The organism is Levilactobacillus humaensis, from assembly GCF_024345185.1.
GTDB lineage: Bacteria > Bacillota > Bacilli > Lactobacillales > Lactobacillaceae > Levilactobacillus > Levilactobacillus humaensis.
Genome location: NZ_BROB01000034.1, coordinates 1 through 25,819 on the forward strand (window position 1 = coordinate 1; position 25,819 = coordinate 25,819).

22 protein-coding genes, 2 tRNA genes and 1 other RNA gene are annotated in these 25,819 nt (G+C 48.1%); 9 read left to right on the forward strand and 16 right to left on the reverse strand.

All coding sequences use genetic code 11. The annotated features are described in order from the left end of the window. Nucleotides 1-129 precede the first annotated feature (129 nt). Nucleotides 130-1,971 carry an ABC transporter ATP-binding protein gene (locus OCU14_RS09785; RefSeq protein ID WP_261810881.1) on the reverse strand — a complete coding sequence of 614 codons (1,842 nt, stop codon included), beginning with the start codon at nt 1,969-1,971 and terminating at the stop codon, nt 130-132. Then, entirely contained in the window at nt 1,964-3,697 is a 1,734-nt protein-coding gene (locus OCU14_RS09790) for an ABC transporter ATP-binding protein (RefSeq protein ID WP_261810882.1), read from the reverse strand. Before OCU14_RS09790 ends, OCU14_RS09785 begins: the two co-directional genes overlap by 8 nt. Nucleotides 3,698-3,869: 172 nt before the next feature. On the opposite strand from OCU14_RS09790, the gene OCU14_RS09795 reads away from it, so the two are divergent. Then, complete coding sequence (locus tag OCU14_RS09795) at nt 3,870-4,199, forward strand: hypothetical protein (protein ID WP_261810883.1); 330 nt, start codon at nt 3,870-3,872, stop codon at nt 4,197-4,199. 45 nt (nt 4,200-4,244) lie between these two features. Here the strand turns inward: OCU14_RS09795 and OCU14_RS09800 are convergent, their stop codons facing one another. Both OCU14_RS09800 and OCU14_RS09805 read right to left on the reverse strand, forming a co-directional pair. Continuing rightward, entirely contained in the window at nt 4,245-4,451 is a 207-nt protein-coding gene (locus OCU14_RS09800) for a hypothetical protein (protein ID WP_261810884.1), read from the reverse strand. A gap of 92 nt (nt 4,452-4,543) precedes the next feature. Then, nucleotides 4,544-5,668 (reverse strand): diguanylate cyclase, encoded by a 1,125-nt coding sequence (locus OCU14_RS09805; protein ID WP_261810885.1) that lies wholly within the window; start codon nt 5,666-5,668, stop codon nt 4,544-4,546. Nucleotides 5,669-5,911: 243 nt separating this feature from the next. Between OCU14_RS09805 and OCU14_RS09810 the strand changes: the two genes are divergently transcribed. Then, nucleotides 5,912-6,574: an EAL domain-containing protein gene (locus OCU14_RS09810; protein WP_261810886.1), complete on the forward strand. Its 663-nt coding sequence runs from the start codon at nt 5,912-5,914 to the stop codon at nt 6,572-6,574. Nucleotides 6,575-7,266: 692 nt separating this feature from the next. On the opposite strand, the gene OCU14_RS09815 is transcribed toward OCU14_RS09810, so the two are convergent. Further along, nucleotides 7,267-7,339, reverse strand: a tRNA-Gln gene (locus tag OCU14_RS09815). 184 nt (nt 7,340-7,523) lie between these two features. On the opposite strand from OCU14_RS09815, the gene OCU14_RS09820 reads away from it, so the two are divergent. Next, a tRNA-Glu gene (locus tag OCU14_RS09820) sits at nt 7,524-7,597 on the forward strand. A 214-nt stretch (nt 7,598-7,811) separates the two neighbouring features. Here the strand turns inward: OCU14_RS09820 and OCU14_RS09825 are convergent. The 6 genes from OCU14_RS09825 to OCU14_RS09850 form a co-directional block, all read right to left on the reverse strand. After that, on the reverse strand, nt 7,812-10,844 hold the full coding sequence (locus OCU14_RS09825; protein WP_261810887.1) for a YfhO family protein: 3,033 nt from the start codon (nt 10,842-10,844) through the stop codon (nt 7,812-7,814). Between the two features lie 223 nt (nt 10,845-11,067). Beyond that, entirely contained in the window at nt 11,068-12,414 is a 1,347-nt protein-coding gene (locus OCU14_RS09830; protein ID WP_261810888.1) for a glucose-6-phosphate isomerase, read from the reverse strand. A gap of 129 nt (nt 12,415-12,543) precedes the next feature. Next, nucleotides 12,544-13,410, reverse strand: a complete 867-nt coding sequence (locus OCU14_RS09835) for a GRP family sugar transporter (protein ID WP_261810901.1) — start codon at nt 13,408-13,410, stop codon at nt 12,544-12,546. A 188-nt stretch (nt 13,411-13,598) separates the two neighbouring features. Next, nucleotides 13,599-14,747, reverse strand: a complete 1,149-nt coding sequence (locus tag OCU14_RS09840; RefSeq protein WP_261810889.1) for a class I SAM-dependent methyltransferase — start codon at nt 14,745-14,747, stop codon at nt 13,599-13,601. 61 nt (nt 14,748-14,808) lie between these two features. After that, a complete protein-coding gene (locus OCU14_RS09845) occupies nt 14,809-16,278 on the reverse strand; it encodes an ATP-binding protein (protein WP_261810890.1) in 1,470 nt (489 codons plus the stop codon). Beyond that, nucleotides 16,275-17,009: a response regulator transcription factor gene (locus tag OCU14_RS09850; protein ID WP_261810891.1), complete on the reverse strand. Its 735-nt coding sequence runs from the start codon at nt 17,007-17,009 to the stop codon at nt 16,275-16,277. The genes OCU14_RS09845 and OCU14_RS09850 overlap by 4 nt, the downstream gene beginning before the upstream one ends. Nucleotides 17,010-17,276: 267 nt before the next feature. Between OCU14_RS09850 and ssrA the strand changes: the two genes are divergently transcribed. Then, nucleotides 17,277-17,647, forward strand: a transfer-messenger RNA (tmRNA) gene (gene ssrA / locus OCU14_RS09855). A gap of 259 nt (nt 17,648-17,906) precedes the next feature. Then, nucleotides 17,907-18,863, forward strand: a complete 957-nt coding sequence (locus tag OCU14_RS09860) for a hypothetical protein (protein ID WP_261810892.1) — start codon at nt 17,907-17,909, stop codon at nt 18,861-18,863. Between the two features lie 233 nt (nt 18,864-19,096). Here the strand turns inward: OCU14_RS09860 and OCU14_RS09865 are convergent, their stop codons facing one another. Continuing rightward, a complete protein-coding gene (locus OCU14_RS09865) occupies nt 19,097-19,183 on the reverse strand; it encodes a type I toxin-antitoxin system Fst family toxin (protein WP_261810902.1) in 87 nt (28 codons plus the stop codon). Nucleotides 19,184-19,398: 215 nt separating this feature from the next. Here OCU14_RS09865 and OCU14_RS09870 point away from each other — a divergent pair, with 215 nt between their 5' ends. From OCU14_RS09870 to OCU14_RS09880, 3 genes are all read left to right on the forward strand, one after another. Then, on the forward strand, nt 19,399-19,878 hold the full coding sequence (locus OCU14_RS09870) for a pyridoxamine 5'-phosphate oxidase family protein (RefSeq protein WP_261810893.1): 480 nt from the start codon (nt 19,399-19,401) through the stop codon (nt 19,876-19,878). Nucleotides 19,879-20,167: 289 nt separating this feature from the next. Next, nucleotides 20,168-20,680: a C40 family peptidase gene (locus tag OCU14_RS09875; RefSeq protein WP_261810894.1), complete on the forward strand. Its 513-nt coding sequence runs from the start codon at nt 20,168-20,170 to the stop codon at nt 20,678-20,680. A gap of 174 nt (nt 20,681-20,854) precedes the next feature. Next, nucleotides 20,855-21,238: a hypothetical protein gene (locus OCU14_RS09880; RefSeq protein ID WP_261810895.1), complete on the forward strand. Its 384-nt coding sequence runs from the start codon at nt 20,855-20,857 to the stop codon at nt 21,236-21,238. Between the two features lie 65 nt (nt 21,239-21,303). On the opposite strand, the gene OCU14_RS09885 is transcribed toward OCU14_RS09880, so the two are convergent. The 4 genes from OCU14_RS09885 to OCU14_RS09900 form a co-directional block, all read right to left on the reverse strand. Further along, nucleotides 21,304-22,260, reverse strand: a complete 957-nt coding sequence (locus OCU14_RS09885; RefSeq protein WP_261810896.1) for an anti sigma factor C-terminal domain-containing protein — start codon at nt 22,258-22,260, stop codon at nt 21,304-21,306. Then, nucleotides 22,253-22,735, reverse strand: a complete 483-nt coding sequence (locus tag OCU14_RS09890; RefSeq protein ID WP_261810897.1) for an RNA polymerase sigma factor — start codon at nt 22,733-22,735, stop codon at nt 22,253-22,255. The genes OCU14_RS09885 and OCU14_RS09890 overlap by 8 nt, the downstream gene beginning before the upstream one ends. 174 nt (nt 22,736-22,909) lie before the next feature. After that, on the reverse strand, nt 22,910-24,295 hold the full coding sequence (locus OCU14_RS09895) for a class II fumarate hydratase (RefSeq protein ID WP_261810898.1): 1,386 nt from the start codon (nt 24,293-24,295) through the stop codon (nt 22,910-22,912). A gap of 136 nt (nt 24,296-24,431) precedes the next feature. Next, complete coding sequence (locus OCU14_RS09900; protein WP_261810899.1) at nt 24,432-24,926, reverse strand: alcohol dehydrogenase; 495 nt, start codon at nt 24,924-24,926, stop codon at nt 24,432-24,434. Nucleotides 24,927-25,140: 214 nt separating this feature from the next. Between OCU14_RS09900 and OCU14_RS09905 the strand changes: the two genes are divergently transcribed. Then, nucleotides 25,141-25,512, forward strand: coding sequence for a DUF1304 domain-containing protein (locus OCU14_RS09905; protein WP_261810900.1), 372 nt, complete (start codon nt 25,141-25,143; stop codon nt 25,510-25,512). Nucleotides 25,513-25,819: the final 307 nt, after the last annotated feature.

Here is a 25,819-nt window from a genome sequence, read left to right on the forward strand (position 1 = left end):
GCCTCCGGCTCGTGGTTCCGACTACTACGGCCCACAGCGGACTTTCACCGCCTAGTTAACGCCCATGCCGGGCGCACCCAAAAAAGGAGTGAGACTTTTGTCTCACTCCTTTCATTCTAGTCAAACGAACTAAGCCAGGTTATTCCCGGTAAATTGACTGTTGTACAGGTCGGCGTAGAACCCATTGGCGGCCAACAGGCTGTCATGGTTCCCCGTTTCAACGATGTGTCCATGATTCATGACCACAATGTTCTCGGCATTTTGAATCGTCGAGAGTCGGTGAGCCACCACGAAGCTGGTCCGGCCAGCTAACAGCCGTTCCATCGCGTGTTGAATCAACATTTCGGTCCGCGTATCCACGGAACTCGTCGCTTCATCCAAGATTAAGACATCTGGATTCGCCACGAAGGCCCGTGCAATCGTCAATAATTGACGTTGCCCTTGCGAGATATTCGTTGCGGACTCATTCAAGACAGTGTCATACCCATCCGGTAATTGGCGGATAAAGGTATCGGCGTGAGCAGCCTTAGCCGCGGCGTAAACGTCGTCGTCTGTGGCATTCTCACGACCATACTTGATGTTATCGAAGATCGACCCCGTAAAGAGCCAGGTATCTTGGAGCACCATGGCAAAATTCTTACGGAGATCAGACCGCTGCGCCGTCTTCGTATTCTGCCCCCGATACTTGATCTGACCGGAGTTGACATCGTAGAAGCGTTCCAACAGGTTGATAATCGTGGTCTTCCCGGCACCAGTAGGCCCGACAATAGCCACCATCTCACCCGGTTTGACCTTCAGATTGAAGTCCGCAATCAACGGATTTTCTTCGTTGTATTGGAAGGCCACATCATCAAATTCGATCACGTTGTCACCAGCAGCCGTTGCCGTTGGTAAAGGCGTCGTTTCGGGTTCAGTCATTTCTTCCTCATCCAGCACGGCAAAGACCCGTTCTGCGGAAGCAATCGTGGCTTGAATCGTGTTAGTCAAGTTGGCCATCTGCGTGATTGGTTGTGAGAACTGGTTGGTGTATTGCAGGAAGGCCTGCACGTTCCCCAAACTCACTTGACCATGAGCCACCTGAATCCCACCGATAACGGCAACAGCCAGGTAATCCAAGTTTTTGACGAAGTTCATCAATGGGAAGATCAGACTGGAGACAAATTGAGCCTTCCAGGCTGATTGATAATACTTCTTATTGTGTTCTTCAAATTGTTCCTGGGTAGCTTTTTCTCGGTTGAACGTCTTGACCACGGTGTGGCCGGCATAAGTTTCTTCAACCGTATTGTTCAACAGCCCCAAGTTCTTTTGTTGACCAGCAAAGAAGCGTTGTGACTTAGGCGCCACAATCATGACAACGACCAAACTCAATGGCACGGAAACCAAGGCCACTAAAGTCAGCCAGCCACTGATCGTCAGCATCATGTATAAGACCCCGAAGAAGGTCAGAATACTTGTCACCATTTGTGAAAGGGTCTGTTGTAAGGTCCCCCCGATATTATCCATATCGTTGGCCATCCGTGACATCAGGTCCCCATTGCTATGGGTATCGTAGTAACTGATTGGCAAGCGTTGCATCTTGTGTTTCAAGTCACTCCGAAGTTGGTAAACAACCTTTTGGGCGATCCAGTTCATGATGATGGATTGAATCACGTTAAAGATAGCTGCAGCCCCGTACATAATCCCAACAACCAGTAAGATTTGACCAATCTTGCCAAAATCGACAGGGAACCCATGAATTGGCAGCCCCGCCTTCAGTTCAGCTTGGCCTTTCAGAACACCCTTAAATAACTCAGTCGTGGCTTTCCCTAAAATCTTAGGGGTCTTAATCTGCAGAATAACCGCTACCGCGGCAAAGGCCAGGACAATAAAGATCCCCACCAGCCAACGTTTCATGTAGCGGAATAAGCGGAACGTCGTCTTCCAAAAGCTTTGTGGCCGTTGTTTCATGGCCGATCCACGTCCATTACGCATCGACAACATCCCCCTTCCGCAGTTGTGATTCGAGAATTTCTTGATAAGTCTTGTTGTTTTCTTTCAATTCATCATGTGTCCCTTGACCAACGATCTTACCTTCGTCAACCACTAAGATCAGGTCGGCATCGGCCACCGTTGAGACCCGTTGAGCCACAATGACGGTCACCCCGTCTTGAACCTGTTGGTCCTTACGTAATTCCTGTCGTAACAGGGAGTCCGTCTTAAAGTCCAACGCGGAGAAGGAGTCATCAAAAATGTAGACACTAGCGCGCTTCAAGATCGTCCGGGCAATGACAAGTCGTTGCCGTTGACCACCAGAGAAGTTCGCCCCATCTTGTTCGACGACGGCCTCGAGGCCCCCTTCTTCCTTGACGAAGTCACTCGCTTGGGCAACGTCCAGGGCATGCCAAATTTGGTCATCCGTCGCATCTGCCATCCCGTAGGTCATGTTCTCCCGAATATCGCCAGAGAACAGCACGGCCTTCTGTTGGGTAATGGAAACAATGCCATGGAGATCGTGTTGACTAATTGCCGTTAACGCGGTTCCATTGACCCGGATCTGCCCACTTTCGGGGTCAAATAACCGGGGAATCAGGTTAACCAGTGTCGATTTACCCGACCCAGTTCCCCCAATAATGGCAACCGTCTGTCCAGCCGTGGCACTGAAGTTCACGTCCTTTAGGGCGAGCTCCTCGGCACCACTGTAACGGAAGTTCACGTGGTCGAACTCAAGGCTCGACTTGCTGTCCTTCAGGCTAACGGGTTGATCGGCATCGTTAATCTTAGACTTCAGGTCCATGACTTCGTTAATCCGTGCAGCCGAGGCTTGCGCCCGGGGCACGAAGACGAAGATCATGGAAACCATCATGAAGCTAATCAGGATCTGCGTGGCATAGGTCATGAACGCCACTAAGTTCCCCACTGCCATGGATTGGTTGGCAATTAATTGTCCCCCAAACCAAACGATCCCAATATTAGTCCCACTAATAATGAGCGTAATCACTGGGAACATCAGCGAAACAATCATGAAGACCTTAATCCCAGTCTTCGTGTAGTCCTGGTTAGCCCCTTCGAAACGGTCCTGTTCAAATTGATCTTGGTTGAAGGCCCGGATAACCCGAACCCCCGTTAACCCTTCTCTAAAGGTTAAGTTAATGCGATCAATTTTCTTTTGCAAACTCTTGAATAATGGCACAGCAAAGTACATGATCGCACCGGTAAATACCGCCAATACAGGCAGTGCCACCAGGAAGACCATGGTGAGTTGTGGACTCTTGACGTAGGCCAGAACTCCGGCCCCAATCAGCATGATTGGCGCCATTAACATCATCCGGAGCATTTGGACCATCACGTTTTGAATCTGGACCACGTCATTGGTCGTCCGGGTAATCAGGGACGCATTCCCCACCGTTTCAAACTCTTCAGTTGAGGAGAACGTCACCTTCTTGAAGATCGACGATCTGATGCGTTGCCCCATCTTCTGAGACTGTGTTGCCGCAAAGTAAACGTTCCCTGCGGAGCCCAGAACACCGATGAAGCTTAATAGTAACATCCGTCCACCGGTTGACCAGATATAACCGATATCATTTTGGGCAATCCCCTTATCGATAATATCGGAGGTCAGCGTGGGTAATGACAAATCACAGATAACTTGAACCACCATGAATGCCACTGCCAGGAATACCGCCCACCAGTCCAAATGTTTTCGGGCAAGTCGTATCATTGAATCTTGGCCTTCTTTCTTTAATTGACAATCGAGTAACTCTGTAAACTACATATGCGATAATTATACTCGCCTGAAATCCGTTTGCAATACAGGATTTCGAAACAAACTAGACACTGGTAAAGCCCCAAATATTTGTTACAATGAAGACACCGAAGGGAGCAATCGAACCGTGGCGAGTAATTCAGATTCAATCTATAATGTCTTAACCTATATTCATCGGCACCCACAAAAGGTGACCTTTATTCCACAGGTCAACAGTAACGTTGTCGCCATTGGTGTCCCCGATTCCGTAACGGTCTCGGACCCCGAAATCTACTTTCCAGCCAACCACTTATTGGTTAGCCGAATGGACGACGACTTCCTAGCCAAGAACGGCGATCTCCTCGCTAATTTCTTCGAACGGACCACCAGTTCCAAATTAGATTACCAAGAGGTCTGGATTACCACCGGCTATGTCACTGCTGAAAAGACCTACCTCGTGGAACTCTCATTTGAATAGTAACCTGAAAAAAAGCCTCGGCATTGCCGAAGCTTTTTGATTATCTCAATTAAATAAGGCTCGTCCGGCCCAAACGCCACCACCAACGACCAATACTGCCACTAAGAAAAACCGAAACAAGGCAGCAAAGGCCGCGAGAATGACGAGTCCAATCACCAGGGTGCCAACCAATCCTAAGACCCACCCCGCCAGGCCAAAAACCAGACGTAGGATTGGGAACAATAGAAGAAGTCCTAATAATAAAAGAATCACCGTCATCGCTCCATTCATTATAACTAGGAGCCAGTTTACACTATTCTCTGACAAGTTTCACGGGAGAGCCTTCAGGTTTGATAAAAATTTTATTACTCAACCGTAATCTGTTCCCGACCATTTTTCTTGGAGCGATACAGGTTGGCATCGACTCGTTTGTAGAAGTCCAAGGGGTTATGATCCGCTTCCCGAAGTTCGGACACACCGATCGAGACGGTCACCTGGATATTAACCTCGTTGTAGGCAATGTCCAAGTTTTTCACGCCATCAAAAACCCGTTGGGCTACGGCCGAACTCATTGCCAGATCATAGTCTGGCAGGAGGATGTTGAATTCTTCCCCACCCGTCCGATAGAGCACCGCCTTCGGGTCATCCTTCTTTAACACCGCCGTAACTTGCGTAGCAACTTGTTTTAGAACTTCATCGCCAGCCAGATGGCCGTGGGTATCATTCACCTGTTTGAAGTGATCAATATCAAACATAATCATGGCCAGACTCGTCTGGTGCTTGGCACTGTGCCGGAAGTAATGCCCCACTGCCCGGTCATAAGCGGCAAAGTTCTGGACATGAGTCAAGGCATCCCAGTTGGCTGATTGGAAAAGCCGTTCCTTGATTCGCCGATCGCGATCCTGAATCTGGAAGTAGCCATACATCAGGACGACTAGAATCATATAGTTTCCCAGCTCCTCGGCATACGTCTGCCAGTCCAAGTGAAAACGGAGACAGACGATGCCCCAAAGTGCCGCGGCAAAGATAGCTGCGATGCTCAAATAACGCAAAAAAGGGCGACGCCACAGATGGACACTCTGTTGGTAAGAGACCACATAAAAAAGAACAAAAAGAATCGTATAGGCCCATGAGAGCGGCTGCGTCACATTGCCGTTTAAGAACATGAAGCACACAGATGCAATGAAAATCAGCCAATATGGAATTCGTAGCTGCAGAAAGTAAGCAACAAAGATTAAGAGTAGTAGTTGAAAGGTCGTAAAGGTCCACGACAGATGACTGCCCCGGACCAGGAGTTGTAGGGCAAAGACTGACCCCACTGCACAGAGCGTTCCTACGGCAATTTGCACCTTTTTGACATCGATCGGTTTATTCGATTCTTTCACACGCGACGTTGTCCAGTTGAAAATAGCCCAGTACAGGGTAATGACACCCAAAACGAAGAAGATACTGGTGACAATTGGGGGAACTAGCCACAGTGACCAAGCCATACTCAACGCGCTCCTTAATTAGTGATAGTCACAACCATCACTGGATTTTGGCTGAAAAGTTCCAGCACTCCTCTATCATAAATCAGGATGATTAATAAATCCATAAATCTTTATATAAGATAAACGACCCACTCAGTAACTAGTTAACTGCTAGTCCCCGAAAAGTTTTACATATTTTCTCTACTTAAACCATTAAAAATAAAGTATGATAGTAACAGACAGCCTGTAAGGAGGATTGTAAACATGTATCGTTATTTTCTGCAGCCACAATTAGATGTCTCGAATAACTCGTTGATTGGCTATGAATTACTGATCCGCCAACAGGTTGATGACAAATGGGTCCTCCCCCACGACTTCGCCTCGATTCCAATCGATGTTCAGGCGGATCTGATTCAACGAACAGCCAAGAAACTCATGCTTAAGATCGGCTCTGTTTCATTTAATGTCAATCAAAGCCAGTTCGTCGATCCAACCATTGCTAAGGCAATTATTAATGCCCAGCATCAGATTTATCCCATTAATCTGGTCCTAGAGGTCACGGAAGAAGTCACCGATGAGCAGGTCTCCCACCAACAAATCATCGATCAGGTTCACTACTTCGATGAACATGGTATCCAGCTGAGTCTGGATGACATTGGCACGGGGCTGAATACTTATGAACATCTCGAACCCATCCTGTCCTACGCCAGCGAGATCAAATTCGCTATGCAAAACTTTCGCCAGGAAAAACGAGAGAATGAAATTCCGGAAGCCCTCGCCTTCTGGCAAAAGATCGCGACTCAGTATAAGCTACGCCTGATCTTAGAAGGGGTTGAGAACCAAGCCGAACACGATATGGCCAATCGCATTGGAGTTGACCTCCGGCAAGGCTGGTTCTACGGCAAACCCCATCTTTTTAAACTTTAATGAAATGAATCCATCCCTTGTGGGTGGATTTTTTGTTTGACTCCAATCATGGCTTGAATCACAGGACAATGCGAAAAAAAGATGACAAGTTACCAGAGATTTCTGGTAGTTTGTCATCTATTTGCAAAAAAAAGCTACTATTTCTTGTAGCATTATTTAAGAAAAGTCGTAACCACAAGGTATAAGTAAGTCAGAGAATTAACAGCCAATAACACCTGTCCCAGGAAAAATGCGATTTTCAACTCGTTACCAGTTGGACTTCCCTCCCCATACCTCGTATCGATAAATTCTGGTTTCAATAAAACGTTAACCAACAGGCATGCTAGCGGCACTAGCAAAACAACGTACTTGGCAGTGGTCAGAGTAACCACACCGCTCATATTCAGTTGCAAAGGGACCCTACTCTTTAACCGTGCATATGAAGCAAGTGAGAGCCCAAATTCAAACAAGTAAATGGCCATAAAGACGTAGAACGACTTCTTATAAAAGGAACTAATCCTGTAAGCCAAGTTTGTCATCGCCCTCTATGATTTTTATCAAGACCATTGCATCTACACATCAATCATCTTGGCCGAATAGTAGCAGGATTGCCAATAGATATCAAATCAAAATATCCGTTAGTTAAGAACATAAAAAAAAGCCGTCAGCGCAACGTTTTCACGTCACACTAACGACTACCGAGTTGTTAGTGATTGGGTATACTGGACTCGAACCAGTAAATTACGGATTCAGAGTCCGCCGCCTTACCAATTTGGCTAATACCCAATAAGCCTGTTTCCATTGTCGAAACAACTATTTAATAGTAACTTGTTTGGCTATTAGTGTCAACAAATTTCCACGAAAAAGTTCGCTAAACTGTATGAATTCCCAGCTCAATGCAATTTTATGCAGAGAAAGATTGACATTTTTTAGCGAATAGCGTAAATTAGATATTGCTAGTAAATGACATTGCCCGCTGGTCAAACTGGTTTAAGACGTCGCCCTCTCAAGGCGGAGTTACGGGTTCGAGCCCCGTGCGGGTGATATTGTAGCCCACGAACGTTGATATATCAGCGTTTGTGGGCTTTTCGTTTGTCCTGAAATCACTGTCTAAATTAGCGTGCACTTTGCGCCATACTCATTGCTCTAACATCCCCTTAATAACCCCAAAAAGTGCTGCAAAACCGACTTGGTTTTGCAGCACTTTTTGATTGAATATCTAACAAATCCAACCCATTCTTCAGGAAGTTATTCCCAATTACTGTCGCCAGCGCCACAATCGATAACCACCAGTAACTAGCAAGACCAGCAGGCCAACTAGTGTGGCCAAAAGTCCCGCCTTTAATCCGGGCGTCTGATAAGTCAACGTCACGTGATGCTTGCCAGCTGGGAGCTTAGCCCCAACAAAGCCAACGTTAACCCGTGTCGTGGGTTGCGTCTTTCCATCCACGGTCAGGTGCCAGCCCTTCGTGTAAGGAATCGAGGTGGTTAAGACACTGGCCGTCGTAGCTTGCGCGGTTCCCGTTACCCGATTGTCCGTAACCTTCAGGCCATGGAGACCTTGCTGCTGTAATCGATGCATCCGTTGGTCATAGGACTTACCGAATGGCACGGCAACGACCTTCGCCGACTTGAACGACAGGCTCTTAACCCCACTAAAGGTCAGCAGAACATGTTGCCGTTTCGTGGCGGAATAACCCAGATTCAGCAACACGTGATCCTTCTTCTGATAGTTCGACAGGTTTGACTGGCCAAACTGACTGAAGCTATTCATGTTCCTAAACGTATTGGCCGTAACGACATACGCCCCATCGCTCATGTTCCAGAGAGATTGTCGTAAATTATTCAGCCGTTGAATTCCCGTGAACATCTGGTTCTTATAAATGTTGTCGTTACGGGCATTTTGATACTTATCCTTGACCGTGAATCGTTGCGCCTTTATCCCATCGAGTTCGAGATAAAGCTCTGTCCCACGGGTCTGCTCAGGCTGATCAAACCTCAAATCATAACTAACTGGATTCCCTTGATTGTCACTGACCATCTTGGTTAACTGGTGCTGATTCTTTTTAGCATTACGCTGAATCATCGTATGGTTCTGCTTGGTCAGGGTCGTCAAACGCTTCTTGTCCGTGGTAATGCTGACGGAACGGTCTAGATTTCCTTGATTGAGCGTCGCCTGCATGGATGCAATCGCCGCCGGGTCATTTTGATTGCCGGCCTGCCGGTAACTGGCAACCTTTGCCAAACTGTCCAGGGAACTGGTGGTGTCCGGGACCGTCTGGTAGCTGAGTGTTCGCTGATTGCTCCGATACGTTGTCGTTGGCACCCCTGTCACATCCGATCCGTTCACCAAAGCCCCATAGGTTAAGGCCTGTTCACGGTCGCTTCCATTCAATTGTTTAAATTGCTTGGCCGATAGTTGCTGCGTTTGCAAATAAGCCAGTGGCAAAGCATTCTTGGACTTCAGGAGAATCGTATCGTAATTATTCCCAAAATGGTGAACCGGTTTGTCTCTGAATTTCAGCGACTTACCGGATGCCGTCTCAATCGTTTGATAGTGATACGGGAAGGCCTGCTGGCCCCGTTGGTTACTCCGAGCGAAAATGTAGCGCACACCAAGTAGGTTGTTCATCGTGGTCCGGCTATCCGCCTGGTTGATGGGTTTGTTCATCTTGAACTGGGTGTTACTCAGCTCCTGACTGAAGTCCCCCACCGCTTTGTTTTGAATGGAGAAGTACGACATGATGTCGTGGGTTCCCAGATTCATCCCCAGATTAGTCTGCGCCTCATTACTAAAGTAGTAAAAGTTGCTGGTGGCCGTGCGCCCAAATCCAGGGCGGGCCTTCACGTATGATTCGGCCCCATCGTAGAAGTTTTTCTGATACTTGGTAGCCACGCCCCGCGGTGTCAGGCCAGCACCGGCCCCACCGGAATTGGGACTGAAGTACCCATAACCGTTATTAATAATATTTAGACTCAAGATCCCCAGTAAGACCGTCAACTGACGGCGAGTCGTCCACTGGTAGAAGTGGCCGATTAAGAGGGCTCCCAGCGTCACCAAGAGCCAACCATAGGTGACAAAATCATGGCGACTATTGCTGAAGATGAAGCCATTGGCCGCCCAAATCACAACCAACCAGCCCATCACGCTAAGGATCAACGTCGTCAGATCGCCGCGGGTCAACTCACCTAGCCGATCGACAAAGTTCATGAGTGCCAGGCTAAAGACCAGGCAGCCCAGTAAGAGCCAGCGTTCAGACGGCGTTGTCATCCCATTCATCAATCCGGAAACCTCTGGCAAGAGTGACCCCACCGCCAAGAGAATTATCCCGATATTCAACCAGAGATAACGACGGAAGTGCCGCAGAACATAGATGACGCCCAGGAAAGTTAGCCCGGCCATCCCCACGTTGACCCAGAATGACATGGCGTTGCCAGTGGTCAGAATCGCATTCGGTAATTTTAAGTAGTAGCTAAACGGATAAACAAAGTAACCGTTAGCAAACTGGGCTGTGGCACGTGTGGAGTGCAATACCCCAATCAGTGACGGTACCAGTAACACCCCAGCCAACAGGAAGCCCACGATGCCGGCTCCCACCAGTTTGCCCAGTGTCCGCCAGCCCTTCAGGTGACGGTCATGTCTCACCGACAGGTAGCGCAGGATCGCATAGACCAGGCTACCAATCGCTAAGATATAGGCAAAGTAGAAATTACTGATTAACGCCAAGCCAGTGAAGATGGCCAGTGGCACCCAGGATTTCTCCCGATAAACCCGGTCGATCCCATAGGCCAACAGTGGGAAGAGAATCATTGGTAACAGGAAGAAGGGATGACGAATGCTGACATACAGCGAGTAACCGGTAAACGTGTACGCCAAGGTCCCGAATAGCTGACTCCCTGGCTTGAACGACCGGTGCTGGGCAAACAGCATGAACGCCAGACCACTCACATAGAGCCGAAGCAGAATCAACAGGTTGTACCCCAGCTCCAGATGTCCCTTCGGACAGAGGGCAATGAGGTAGCTAAACGGGTCACCGAGGACGTAATACGAGAAAGTCGTGAGTTTATCGGCTCCCAGTCCTAAATCCCATGACCAGCCTGTGAGGCTGCCCTGATGGAGCCACGTATAGAACTTTTCCAGGACTGGATAATGTTGCGCTAACCCGTCGCCCTGCCAAATAAAGGACTTCCCCGTCAGAATAAAGATCCCATACAGGCAAATCGTGAGGACCATAAAGATAGCCGTATAGACCAAGTAATTCTTTCGTGATGCTTGTTTGTTCTCTCCCATGGAAATGATGACTAACTCCTCCGCCTCATAAATATATTAATCGTTAAATTATTTTTTTAGTTAATGCCGTGACCGTCCTGATCAACAGCCAATTTTCGCCAGGCAACGCCAATCTAAGATGACCGGCACCACAAGGTCCGCGTTTAATTTTACCATAGCTTTTCCCGACAAAAAACTCCCAACCCGTCATTAGCGGATTGGGAGTTTCAAATCGACCTTGTTTTTAGAGACGGTCGTTTAATTCTTTACTGAGTTTTTCGAAGCCGGGCTTACCTAACAAGGCAAACATGTTAGTCTTGTAGGCTTCAACCCCTGGTTGGTTGAATGGGTTAATCCCGTTCAGGTAACCAGAAATAGCAATCGCAACTTCGAAGAAGTAGATCAGGTAACCCAAGGTAAATGGCGTCTGATCTGGGATATGAACACTCATGTTAGGCACGCCACCATCGGTGTGGGCTAACACAACCCCTTCATAGGCCTTTTGGTTGACGAAGCTCATTTGCTTGCCTTCCAAGTACTTCAAGCCATCGAGGTCATCGTCAGCAGTTGGTACCGCCACGTCATGTTGTGGCTTATCGACCGTAATAACGGTTTCCATCAGCTTACGTTGGCCTTCTTGGATGTATTGACCCAAGGAGTGTAAGTCGGTACTGAAGTTAGCTGAGGATGGGTAAATCCCCTTCTGGTCTTTCCCTTCGGATTCACCAGTTAATTGCTTCCACCATTCTGCGAAGTATTGCAGACGTGGCTCGTAGTTTTCCAGCAATTCAGTGGTGTAACCCTTCCGGTAAAGGATGTTCCGCAATGCGGCATATTGGTAGGCTTCGTTTTCGTTCAGATCTGGATTGGTGTAATCCTTCTGAGCGGCAGCGGCCCCCTTCATCAATTGGTCAATGTCAGCGCCAGAAGCGGCGATTGGCAATAACCCAACGGCAGTCAAGACGGAGTAACGACCACCGACGCCATCAGGAATGACGAAGGTTTCGTAACCAGCCGCATCGGCTTCGGTCTTAAGGGCCCCACGGGCTTTATCAGTCGTGGCGTAAATCCGGCTCTTGGCACCATCTTCACCATACTTCTTCACTAACATTTCCTTGAAGAGACGGAAGGCGATAGAAGGTTCCGTCGTGGTCCCGGACTTCGAAATGACGTTAACAGAGAAGTCACGGTCGCCAATCAAGTTGATCAGGTCATGCACATAGTCGGGGCTAATGGAATTCCCGGCAAAGAACACTTGTGGTGCCTGACGTTTGTCGGCTGGCAAGTAGTTGAAGAAGGTGTCGTTTAAGAAATCAACGGCCATCTTAGCACCGAGGTAAGATCCCCCGATACCAATGACAACGAGGACTTCGGAGTCCGACTGAATCTTCTTAGCAGCGGCTTGAATCCGGGCAAACTCATCCCGATCAAAGCCCGTAGGCAACGTTAACCAGTCGCGGAAGTCGCTACCGGCACCGGTACCCTGACGTAATTCGGCATCTGCAGCCGTCACAAGCGCTTGCATTTCTCCGAGTTCATTGTCGTGAACAAATGGTTCAAGTTTGGAACGATCAAAGGCGATATGTGCCATATTTAGATAACCTCACTTTTATTGTTATTGACGAGTTAATTATAACGCATCCTGTTAAAATGTAAATGGGCTAGTCCAATTTTAAATTTAAAACGGGACTGGCCGTTCCCGGTCAATCCCGCTAAATAACTATTTCATAATTCCTAACGTTACCCCACCGGCAACGACCAGAAGTGAGCCGATCGTGATGTAAACCATCTCACGACCCGTCTTCTTTTCACCCAGTAACCAGATACTCCCGAACGTGGAGATGACAATCCCACATTGTGCCAGAGAGTAACTGATGGCCAAGCCGACCCGTGGAATCGCCATGAACATAAAGAAGTTCCCGATTCCCCAGACAACCCCAGTCAAGATATTCTTGGCTGTGGCCTTGTGCCAGACTTGCTGACGGGAGAAAATCACGAAGATCAAGGCTCCCAAGACCATTCCCAGTGATTGTGGGAACAGAATCGTTTGGGCCTTAAGGCCAGAGAACTTCACGATAACCGTGTAGAGAATGTAACCCACCGTTGAAATCACGAGGGCGACGGTCCCCTTACCTGCCTGGATTTGCTTGTCACCAACCGCCACCTTGGCGTTTGGATCCCGCAATGACGTTAAGACAGCGCCGGCAATCAGAATGATCACGGCAATCGTCCCTAAGGTGATCATCCGCGTCGTATTCCATTCACCGAACAGCACAACCCCAGCCAACGCCGTCCCAGCCAGTTGTAACCCGGTAGAAATCGGCACCGTCCGTGAAATTCCGATGAACTTCATGGATTGAAATTGTTCAAATTGACCAACAGCCCAGCAGAGACCTGAAACGATCCCGACCAACAACGCCATACCAGTTAAGTGACTGTGGAAGTAGAATAGGGCAAAAAGACTAAAGATTACCGCCCCGACCGTCATCCCTAACGTTTGTTGGTATGACGTTCCACCTAGGCGACCACTGATTAATCCAATGCTTCCCCAGCAGACCGCGGGGATTAAAGCCATTAAAATATAGATATTCATTTTGTAAACCTCAACTCTCGTTTCAACTTAGTCCTGTATAATTGTAAGCCTTCTCAATTAGCATTAGTAAGTTTAATAGTTTCGATTCGAATTGTAAACTCAAACTCTCTAAAAAAATCCCGAATGGCAAGTGGTCTATCTTACCAATCAGGATCTTTTACATCGTTTTCATTGAGCTTTCATTAGTTAACGGTCAACAGTAAGCCCTTTAAGGATTCGCTGTGACGGTCAGCCTGATTCGTTTGGAAATCAACTGGTGAGAGGTAATTATTGGAAACACTTACATGACCGGTATAATTTTGCAAAGCATCCCCAACCGTCTCCTTGAGACGCTTCATGCCATACATTGGCGTCGTCGTGGTCAAGACAACTTGTGTCCCGGTGTGCGCTACCTTGAGGGCCTGTTCGAGCAAGTCTTGTAGGTCTTGTTCCAAGGTGAAGGTCCGCTTCTTACCCCGAATAAAGGCTGGTGGATTGATGAAGATGGTGTCAAAACTCAGGTCATGCTTGATCGCATAGTCCAAGTAGTTGGCAACATCCATCGTCCGCATCTCAACGGCCGCTTGGTCCAGGTTGTTGGCCGCTAATTGCGCTTGTAAGGCTGTCGTCGCCCGGTTCGTTGGGTCAACTGTAACGGCTTCGATGGCCCCGCCAATCATGGCTGCGGTCACAATTCCGGTCTCGGCACTGAAGAGATTCAAGATCCGATGTTGTTGACTGTTTTCCTTAGCCCAGGCCCGAATGTCGCGGAATTCCAAGGCAAGTTGCTGGCGTCCTGCTAACAAATCGACAGGATAAGCCACGTCATTTTCCATCACCGTCAGCGGTTGCTTGCCCAGATCACCCTGGATAAGTTGTCCATGTTCTTGGTCTGGCGTGGTCGCCACAATCGTTTGGTTCTTCCCGATAGCACGGGCAAAACCAGCGTAAATTAACTTGGCCTGTTGCTTCAAGGCCGTGTTCTGCCAACGGAAGACGTAGGTGCCGTCATACACGTCGACAACCAAGCCACCCAAGCCATCACCGGTTCCGTTGAATAAACGGTAAGCGGAACTGCCAGTGATAGCTGAACGCCGAGCCGCAGCGGCTCTGAACTTGGTGGCGAAGAAACGATCATCGATACTTTCATTTTCCCGTAGGCTCAGGACATACCCAATCCCTCGGGGTTGTTTGGCAAAATAAGCGGTAGCAACGAAATGGCCATGGTTCTCTAATTGGACCCAGGCCCCATTTTCAAAATCATTCTTGTTTTCTAAATCGGTCACGGACACGATTGGATAGCCATCCTCGAACTTACGGACAGACTTCCCTGTAATTTGTACTTGCTTCAAAAGTTTCCTCCTTAATGATTCTTCTCATTGTATCACGGGAACACCCCGAGCACCGGGCAATTTACGAATTTGTCTTAGCTCTTTGTGAGTTTGTCTGGTGTTGGTCTGGGAAGATCACAGTAAACGTGGTCCCATGGTGTTCCTTACTCGTCACACTAATCTTACCATGATGCAACTGAACTAGCTGGTGAACAATTGAGAGTCCTAAGCCAGATTCCCCATACTTGGTATTCTTCCGGGAAGGATCAGCCTTGTAATACCGCTCCCAAATGTTCTGGAGTTGCTCATCGGACATCCCCATCCCCGTATCGGCAACTTTCACGATGGTCTCCTCGTAACCGCGCTGAGCGGAAATGGTGATGGTCCCCTGCTGGGTAAACTGAATAGCGTTTTGTGTGATGTTAAACATAATCTGCACAAAGCGGTCGTAGTCAGCGTAAACCGGGATCTCCTGAGGCGCCTGTAATTCCAGTTGGTCTCCACTGTCATCGGCCTTCTGCTTCAACTGCTCCACAATATTGTGGAGGGCATCGACGGCATTGAACTCATGGAGATTGAGTGAAATCTGATTGGACCGAATCTTCTCGTAATCCAGGTTTTCGTTAACTAACCGGATTAGCCGACTGGTTTCACTCCGCATCAGGTCAATACTTTCTTCCTTACTCTCCTCAGGGATGGCATTGTATGCCAGGCCTTCAAGGAGCCCGTTGATGGTGGTTAACGGCGTCCGCATTTCATGAGAGGCGTTGGCCATGAATTCTCGCCGGCGCTGTTCCTGTCGTTGAATCTCTTCTTGTGAGTCTTTTAACGATTGCGTCATGCCGTTGAAATCGTTAATCAGGTCATCAATTTCATCACGGTTACGGCTGGCCATCTCGACATCATAGTTTCCTTTAGCAACTTGATTGGTGGCTTTTCGCAGTTGATTAATCCGCGATGTGTAATAACGAGCCAAGAGATAACTCGCCACGATCGCCACGACAATTGACACCAGGAGGGCTCGAATCAGGTTACGGTTAATCTGATTGACGCTGGTATTGATATCAGACACGAAGGCCCCCATCACAACAACCGCCACTAACCGATGATTATAAAAGTAGGGTTTCATGACTTCGGTCATCGCAGGACTGATTCGACCGTTCTTAGTTCGTACCCGCTTGTCGACAACTTTGTGAATGATTTTATTTTGTTTGAGCTTCTTCCAATCCGACTGGTTGATCGCCTGTTGGTAGACGTTAGCCGGGAAAACCACCTTGTTGCTGGCACTGTAAATGGTGGTGCTCACCGCCTGGTTTTGCAGTAGTTGTTCGCTACTTTCCAAGGACTCCGTATCGAAGTCCACGTCGTGACTGTCCTCGGAATTAATCCGCAAAGACTGCTCGATCAGACTGTTGGAATACTTCTCGAGAGAATTCCAGGTATTGCTGTAGACCATGTGCCGGGTCATCTGCGAATACGAGACCCCCATGATAATTAAAATAATCATGATGGCCGCAAAGAACCCTAGCATTTGTTGATACATTAACTTCATCGCTGATCGGCTCCACTATCATCAAATTTATAACCCACCCCCCAAACAGTTTGGATAATCTGAGGGCCAACCTTTTCAATCTTTTGCCGGAGTTTCTTAATGTGAGCATCCACAGTCCGTTCATCCCCGTAATATTCGTAATCCCAAACCAACTGTAAGAGCTGCTCACGGGAGAAGACTTGCCGGGGCTTCTGAGCCAAGGTCTTCAACAGGTCGAATTCCTTGGGAGTCAGATCGTGAATTTGCTTGTCATTAAGGTAGGCTTCACGGGTTTTGGTGTTCAACTTAAAGTTTTCTGTCACCACGTCAAAGGATTCAGTGTCATCTAATGACTCGCTGGCCGCCGTCTTAGTCGTGGTTCCAAGCTCCGCCCGCCGGTGCAGGGCCTTGATTCGTGCAATTAAGGTAATGGGACTGAAGGGCTTGGTAACATAGTCATCTGCCCCCATCTCGAGGCCCAAGACCTGGTCACTCTCTGAATCACGCGCCGTCAGCATAATAATTGGGACAGTTGGCGACAATTTTCGAATCTCTGCACTGACCTGCATCCCATCTAGTCCGGGAAGGTTCAGGTCTAAAGTGACCATATCCCAGTCGTTGGGGGAAGCGGCGAAGAGTTTCACGGCTTCATTGCCGTCGTAGGCAAACTCCGCATCCCATTGTTCCTTTTTAAAAAACATCGACATCATCTGTGATACCGAATGGTTATCTTCAATCATTAATAACTTCATTGTGACCTCCAAAGTTAGGGCTACTAAATTCGGGGCCGGTAAAAGGTTGGTGCGCCATAGTGTCCTGAAATTAACAGGAGAATCAGAAGGCGTCATGACAGAATAATGAAGATTCTGTAACTTTTACCGGCAGTCCCTTAGCCATGTGGTTCCTTAACTACCTATTATACTATACCGCGAGATGGAAATTTTCCTTAAATTCGCCCCCGACAAGTTAAATTGTTTGCAGCGCCCCAACATTATGGTAGACTAGAACAGTATTGTCATGGGGCCGTTCTGGATTCGACTGGTATAGGTTGAACCTGAGCTGCGCGCCGTAGCGGCATCTACGTTAAAAGGTCCAGTTTATTATAACTGCAAAAAATAATAACAATTCTTACGCTTTAGCTGCTTAATAGGCGCTTAACGTAGATCCTCCTAGGCTTGCCCGCGGTCTAGATCTGGGTCCTAAATTTAACGGGCTTACGCTAACGACTCCCACCTGAAGTACGTTAGAAGAGAAAAATCAGGTTAGCTGAGCATGAGGGCCCTGACAGACGGCAAGTTGCTCAGCGAAACTTTAAATAGTCTGCCTATGCGTGTAGACGTTGAGGTGGCAATATGCTAGGACGCGGGTTCGATCCCCGCCGGCTCCATAAAATGACTTTATTCCCGTTATAATCGGCTGATGTAAATGCCGTTATGACGGGTTTTCTTTTGCTTTTATATTGATTAATATTTATTCCATTTTTTAGACGACAGGATACGGGACAGTCCTTAATACACGGTTGACAGAAAACTTTTTTAATACGCGACTATTATCGATCTAGATATAGCAACTTCCAACATGTCCCTGATAACGATATAATAACCGTGTAGGAAGTTTCAGGGGAAAACGTTATTTAGGAGGAATTTAGATTGTTCAAAATTAAAAGAAAAAGTGCCCTACTACTCATGTTACTAGGTGTTGTGGTGGGAAGTTTTAGCGTTACTAACGCGTCAGCCGATTACCAAAAAAAGATAAATACCGAACTAAACAAGGTTAATATCAATAACTTATTTAAATTAAACGTTGAATTAATAACAAGCGTAACCTCTTCAGATCCTGTATATCCATCAATAGCGCAATATAACTTATATCAGACGTACAAGTTACAGAAGCCCTTAAAGATCACTAATGACTACAAACGAAAGAGTATGACATTACCAAAAGGTGCTGTCGTAACGGGACTTAGCGATGGTAAGGGAAACCTTCTTAATCTCAGTAACATGACTCTAAGCATTAAAAATCAAAAAAAGGTTTTCAAAGTCCTCGGTAACTCCCAAGGTAGTCATCCTGTAAACAAAAACAATGGGGTTGCTAACTATCCTTACACGAGGGAAACTGCATTCTCTCACGACTCTTTAGCAAGCTTCCCAGCTCTATCTGTTAAAGCCAGTCACATGATTATGCCGGGCACACTCTCCTTACCATTTATCTCAATCACATCTGATAGTCAACTTATTTATCACACTAAAGGTTCCAAATACAAGCCTACGCGCTACGTTAAAATTAAGAAGTTCAAAAGAAGTCATTCAAAGATAACTTATTATCTCGCTAAACCAATTAAAGGTGTCACAACTAAAAAAGTTAAATCCGGAAAATCTCATCTTTACCGAGTCACATTTACGATTGGGCACGTTATCCAGCATCGGGATCTTAATGGCGACCTCGGCCTCTCTGACTTGACTATCAACAATGGAAAACAAGTCTTTTTCTTAACGATTGATTCTTACACACCAACCCAAGCTTATATTGACACTCTAACAGGCTATGAATATGTGTCACCTGAAAATAAAAAAGACAGTCTTGCTTATATTCAGAGTTTGTACTAAAAGACTTTTATAAAGTGCCGCACAATTGTTGCACCGTTATGATGTTATGGTCTCGAGTGGCATCCGGTAAATTTTTCGAGCGTTTCTCACCCTTTCACACCGTTCTCTGTTATACTGAATTTGCAAAAACATTTTGGAACGATGAGTTCACCAAAGGCCCTGACTATTGGAGTAGTCAGAGCCTTTTTTATGCGTTCAGGTTTCTAAACGGGTGGGTTAGCAGTCGCCTAAAACTACCTGTGACGCCTGCGGTCTAACCAGTCCGTAAACAAGGCGACGAGGAGGCCAACAACCAGTGGCGCAAAAACATTTTGAAACATGCGAGTTCACCTCCCCACTGTTGCTAGTGTGGGTCAGGCAACCTCTCCATTTTCCTTGAATGAAACCACAATGGCTACCGAACAAATGCTTGCCTTGATGGAAAAATTGGACACGATCTATGTTGCAATTACAACAAAAGTGCTATACTGATAGTTGTTAACGACCCCTCAGCATAACCGTTCGCTGACAATTAATGATCTTGGAGGAATCGCCTATGTTTCGTGACATGCGTTTAGCTAAACAACAACTTTCAGCTGCCGATACTGCCCAAATTTTACAGGATACCGATTATGGGACTCTAGCTTTATGGGGTGAAGACTACCCTTACTCCGTCCCGATTAGCTACGTCTATGACGGCGAGAAGATCTACTTTCATGGCGCCACAACGGGCCTCAAGAACGACCTGTTGACGCACCACCAGAAGGTTTCCTTATCCGTGGTTGGGAGCCACTCCGTCCAATCTACCTCCTACACCATGTACTACACCAGTGTGATCGCGTTCGGAACGGCAACCTTGGTTACCGACCCCAAGACCATGCAACACGCGATGGAAATGACTTCCGAGAAATACGCCCCCGGCTTATTAAAGGGCGGTCGCGAATATATTGCCTCTGAAAAAGGAAACTTTGCCGTTTACGAAATGTCCTTGGACCACGTCACGGGTAAGCGATCCAGTCACCTATCCACCGACTAGTTCACTTGTTTCACCGTTAATCCAAATACAAGCTAAAGCATGAGTGTCGTTTGGTGACTCATGCTTTTTTCATTCTAATGGCTGAGTACGTTATTAGTTTGTCACTGCCGTCATATTGGTAATCGAACTGTCTTCATTTGTCATCTCGACGCAACCCCTTCGCAAAATTCACGGGGTATACTGACCTTATCGTTAGTTAATTGCGATGACAAATTCTAAAAAAAGCGGAGTGAGCATTATCAATACCACAACTGTAAAAGTCTTAATCGGTACCTTAGGGGCAGCGGCCATGTTACTTGCCGGCACGCAAACGGCTTCGGCCCACATGACGGCCTCAACACCACAAACCCAGGCAACGCAAACGACCCAAACGGCCCCAACGACAACCGCAACAGCCACGAATACGAGCTACAGCCACACGAATAGTCAAGCGACAAATACGGCAACCACCAGTAACGCCTCTGGCGCTGTGGCCAAGGCCTTATCGGTTGCCAACAGTGGCGTGCCTTACGTCTACGGCGGTAGCAGTTTATCTGGTTTTGATTGTTCAGGTCTGGTTCAATACGCCTTTGGCCTGAGCACCCGAACCACTTACCAACAAACGACCCTGGGAACCCATCATTACGACGTAGCTAACGCGCCAGCCGGTGCCATCCTGTTCTGGGGTTCCGAAAGTGCTCCTTACCATGATGGCATTTCCTTGGGCAACGGCCAATACGTCGCCGCCCAAAACGAAAATGACGGGATTGGCGTCTTCAGCCAAGCCTACTGGGCACCAAGCTACTACATCACCTTAAACTAACCCTTAACTCACAGAACGACCGACATGCTCGGTCGTTCTTTTTTTCGTCCAAATCCGGTCTGGCTACCCACCTAACTAATAAGGATCACGATCGACCCCCTCCCCACTAAAGGTGGTAAGTTATGGTCGTTGCCAGTAAAGAAGAGTTCCCAGATTTGACTGGAGGGTGATTTTATGAAAAAATTCTGGCGCACTGGTATCGTTGCTGTAGTTGGCTGCTTGGGGTTACTCATTCTGGCTTCGCCGGTGATCGGTCATGCCGACCGACTGCCAGTCAATGATAATCTCCCAATCGAGCGGCCCAAGTTAGTGGCCTCCGAGTCAACCATTGCCACCGACTCCTACCGTTTAGCTCCGGTTTCTCACTCGGCAATCACGCGGGCAGCAACGATTCCACTACGTTGGTCCGCGATCAAACAGGCTACCGGAACCACCACAACCAGCTGGTCACACGTCTTGAATCGTCTCGGAATTGTTTTGTTGGCCGGATTGATTGCGACTGGCGCCACCTATGTCCTCACCGACTGGCGGCGTTGGACCCCTCGTGTGGGTCGTTGAGCCTTTAAAAATAGATCGTAAAACGACGTGAAGTCAGAAAACTTCACGTCGTTTTTTAGTGCTTGTTATTGGTTAAGTTGAACCGGATCCCGTGGGGCACTGTAGCCAAGAGAACTCGCGGCAATCCAGGTCGCCTGGTTGAGTGCCTTAAAGTCCTCCGTTCGGCCAGTCACAATAATCCCACTGAACTTGGCCGTACTCAATTGTGGATTCTGCCGAATGTACGTCCGACTTCCCTTAGTCACACTCACCCCATTGTAGCGCCAATCGAGTCCCAGTTGGCCGACCTTCTTCACCGCTGACTTGAACTCGCGATAATCATCCGCCGTCAACTTAGGTGTGGTTGTGCCCTGTGGTATCTCGGCGTTCAGACCCACGAGATGATTTTGAAAACTAGTCGGATCCATCTTGCCGGTGACCCCGGCCCAATACCAGGTCGCATGAAGCTTGTTTGGCAACTTGGACAAGATCTGTTGAGACGTCATTGGCCGGTTAAAGGTAATGGCGACTTCGGCCACGGCACCCTTAGCCTGCGACACCTGTTTTAGTTCTTGTGTCGGCTTGAGATTAGGTTTCTTCACCGCCAGATTGAAGAATTCTGGAATGCGCCGTTGTGTTTCTCGGTCAAAACTAACCATCCCCTGTTTTGTCTCCGTCTCGTCAATAGTGCCATCGCTCATCCCACTGGCTCCTGGTAGCCAAGAATAGTCCCCCTGGCTGGTTGACCAAGGGATTCGCTGGCCCTCAATCGACTTATATCGATGACTCATTACCGTTCCGCCAAAGATTGTTGTATTCGACAAAACGCGGTCGCTGACGTGAATGTTCGGCGACATCATGGTATTCGTAGCCTCAAGAATCGCCGATATCTGGTTTGATTCTTTGGCGGCCTTCGATTGTGTCAACTTGTAGGCAAGTGGTGTCGCCACCATTAAGACCCCCACGGCAATCACAATCATCAAGCCAATTCGCTTCACCCGACGCCATTTTGCTAAACGCTGAAACTTCTGTGCATCATTCATGCCACTCACTCCCCATTAATCTTTTTAATTTCTGATGAACCCGCCGCAATCGCATCTTCACTGCTCCCGGACGGCGACCTAGTCGTGCCGCAATCTCCTTGATTGATAGTCCCTGATCGTAACGGAGGATCAAGAGGTCGCATTCCTTTGGTCGTAGCTTCTGAAAGGGAAATGTTAATTGCCCCGTAGTCTGTTGGTTAACCTGTTCCCGCCGATCCGGTATCAGGTACTGCGCCACCAATTCTCGATACCGTCGCTCACGACGATAGTGATCCAGATAGGTCGACCAGGCCACGCGATACAGATAACCGCGTAGCTTATCTGGCGGCAACGCCAGGTCCATTTCAAGAGCCTTCACGAACACATCCTGGCAAATATCCGCCGCCGTTTCTGGCCGCGCTCCCCGACTCACCAGGTATCGCTGGAGTTCCGTGGACAGTTCCACCAGAAACGCCTCATATTGGTCCAACCTCATGTCTCCCCCTCCCTCTGCCTAGTAAACGAACGACCTTCCTCAAAAGTCACGTTTTAATTGAAAATTTTCTCGGTTTCCTAAATTATACGGAATGCTAACGTAGTAAACGCCCCGCGACACACCTAAAAGGCCCCAAGTGACAGGTGTCATCACTCAAGGCCTCACTTCATTTCATTAATCTTGCCGATCCACATTGGTCATCTTCAACGGATCAACCCAAGCTGTAAACTGGTCGGCCGTCACTTTCCCCGATTGCAAGGCAACCTCACGCAATATTTTCCCGGAGCGTTCGGCCTCCTGGGCAATCGCCGCACTGGCATGGTACCCGATGTGGGGCGATAAGGCCGTGACTAGCATCAGTGACCGGTCTACCAATTCGGCCATCCGATCGGCATTAACGGTCAGTCCCTGAACAAGCTTCGTGGTAAATCCAGTCACCGTTCCCGCCAGAATATCTGTCGACTCTAAGAAGGTCGCAATCAAGATGGGTTTGTACACGTTCATCTCGAAATTCCCCTGAGACGACGCAACGGTCATGGTGACATCGTTGCCCATCACCCGGGTTGCCGCCATTGTGAGGGCTTCTGCCTGCGTCGGATTAACCTTCCCGGGCATGATCGAAGAACCCGGCTCGTTAGCTGGAATGTTCAACTCACCGTAACCGGCCCGCGGTCCACTAGCCAGGAAACGAATGTCATTGGCAATCTTCATGAGATCACTAGCCAGCGTAGTCAGCGCACCATGCACAACTGTCAACCCGGAATGGGCGGCCAAGCCAAAGAACTTATTGGTTTTGGCGGTAAATGCCAGATCATAATCAGAAGCGAGTTGGGTCGCGACAGCGGTCGCAAATCCCGGAGCGGTGTTCAATCCCGTTCCGACAGCGGTTCCCCCAATTGGTAATTCCAGCAGTGTTGGTGCCAAGGTCTTCAGGTAGTCGCGGTCATGGGTCAACATGCTGACCCACCCGCTAATTTCCTGTCCAAAGGTCAGCGGTGTCGCGTCTTGGAGATGGGTCCGACCAACTTTGACCACATGTTGGTAGGCCGTTTCCTTCTTTTGAAATTCGGCGATCAACCGATCCACCACCGTCAGCAGGTCGCGAACCGCCACCGCGGCCGTAATCGTCATCGCCGTAGGAAAGGTATCGTTTGAACTCTGACTGTGATTGACATCATCATTTGCCAGAACCCCACTGGTCACATCGAGGCGTTGCGTTTGATGCGCGATAACCTCATTGACGTTCATATTGGTCTGCGTGCCCGACCCTGTCTGGTAAATATGAAGGGGAAAGTCCTGCTGCAGTTTGGCATCATCCAAAGCCGATAAAGTGTCGACCGCCTGGATAATCAACTGGGCTTTCTGTTCTTGAATCTCGCCCAGGTCACGATTAGCCACCGCAGCAGCCCGTTTAATCCGCAGGAGAGCGCGGATGACTGACAAGGGCATCAGCGGTCCCGTTGTAAAGTTATGACGACTGCGCTCCGTCTGAGGCCCCCACAATGCCGTCGCGGGAACCCTCACCGTGCCAATGGTATCTGCTTCTTCTCGATACTCCATCTCATCACGCCTCTCTCATTTAATCTCTTGATTTAGCATATCGGCCCGCGTCGTCTACGTCAAGCACTCCCCATCGAACGCAAAAAAAGCCATCTAACTAAAGATGACTTGGATTCGTCTCAACTCAGCACTGTCTTTAACCCTCGACAGTTTCCGCCAGTTGAACTTGGTTATTTTTCACTAATTGTTGCTCTGCACGCCGCCGGGCAGCCACCGCATCGTCAAAGTCACTAAAAGTTTGATTCAAGACGTAACGGCCGTGGTAAAATAAACGTGCAGCCCACTTACCGGAGCGTTTGTCGAAGCTAACCCCGATAACCCCCGAAATGTTGCGGGAACTAATCTTCGTTAAGGCCGCAACGTTAGAGCCATTAACCAGTGGCAGGTTGGTGGCATTCCCGATTTGCTTACGCGTCCGGGGATCCTGAGTCAACCGTGCCTTGCTGATGTCGCGGCGGTAGCAACCGCAACTGACCGTGATGCCATGGCGCAGGCGGTAACTATCAACCGTTACCAGCCGGCCACAGCTACATTTACACAGCCAGGTGGCGTTGCCGTTCTTTGCGGTTCCGTCACGACGAATAACCGTCAGTCTGCCGAATTGTTGTCCACTTAAATCTAGGAGTCTCATAGATAATTCCTCCATTCAATTAGTCATCAAGCCTGATATGCCGCAGATTAATCCGATCTCTTTCCGCTCTTCCCCGTTAACTTAACGCTTACAATACTATTCTACACATCAAACTAAAAACTAGCTTAAAGTCCCAACCTTTTTTGGTTTTATTGGTGACCCCTAACAACTTGTTATTCTAACATGAACTTACTTTGGAAAGAAGGAATCACTTATGGATATCATACTCACTTGTCTAATCTACGTCGTTGGGCTTGAACACCTGGCCATCATGGCTTTAGAGATGTGGGGGCGTCCGGAGACCCAATCTAAGGCATTCGGCATGCCACTCGAATTTGTCCGCCAAGTCCCTGCCCAAAAGGCCTTAGCCAATCAAGGCATCTATAACGGCATGGTCGGTGTGAGCTTGCTGGTCAGCCAGTGGGTTCTCAATGGCCGCTCACAACTCATCGCAACCGCAATTTTTCTAATCTTCATTGTGGTCGTCGCCCTCTTCGGTAGCTTGACCGTCAAGAAAGAAATTTTTTGGCTCCAGGGAATGCCGTCCCTCGTCACGTTACTCGTTTTACTAACCTTATTAATTTAACCAAACCTTTAGGGTAAGTGTTTACAGTCGCGAGAACATAGGTTATAATAACAGTACATATTCAGGTTAAGACCTGCCACGGCATTTCAATCGTTGGAGGAGTTAATTGACATTTAGCCATTATTAACACCGTTGAAGCCGTACACATACTTCTATTCTGCTGGTTGCGTTCATACGTAACTAGCTTTTTTTATGCCAAAAATTAAAAAGCGGTCAGGACAACGTCCCAACCTGAAGTGCAATAGAAAAGTTAGACAAATAGTAATTTAATTTATGCTACTGAGGCTTGATTCCTATAATTTATAGG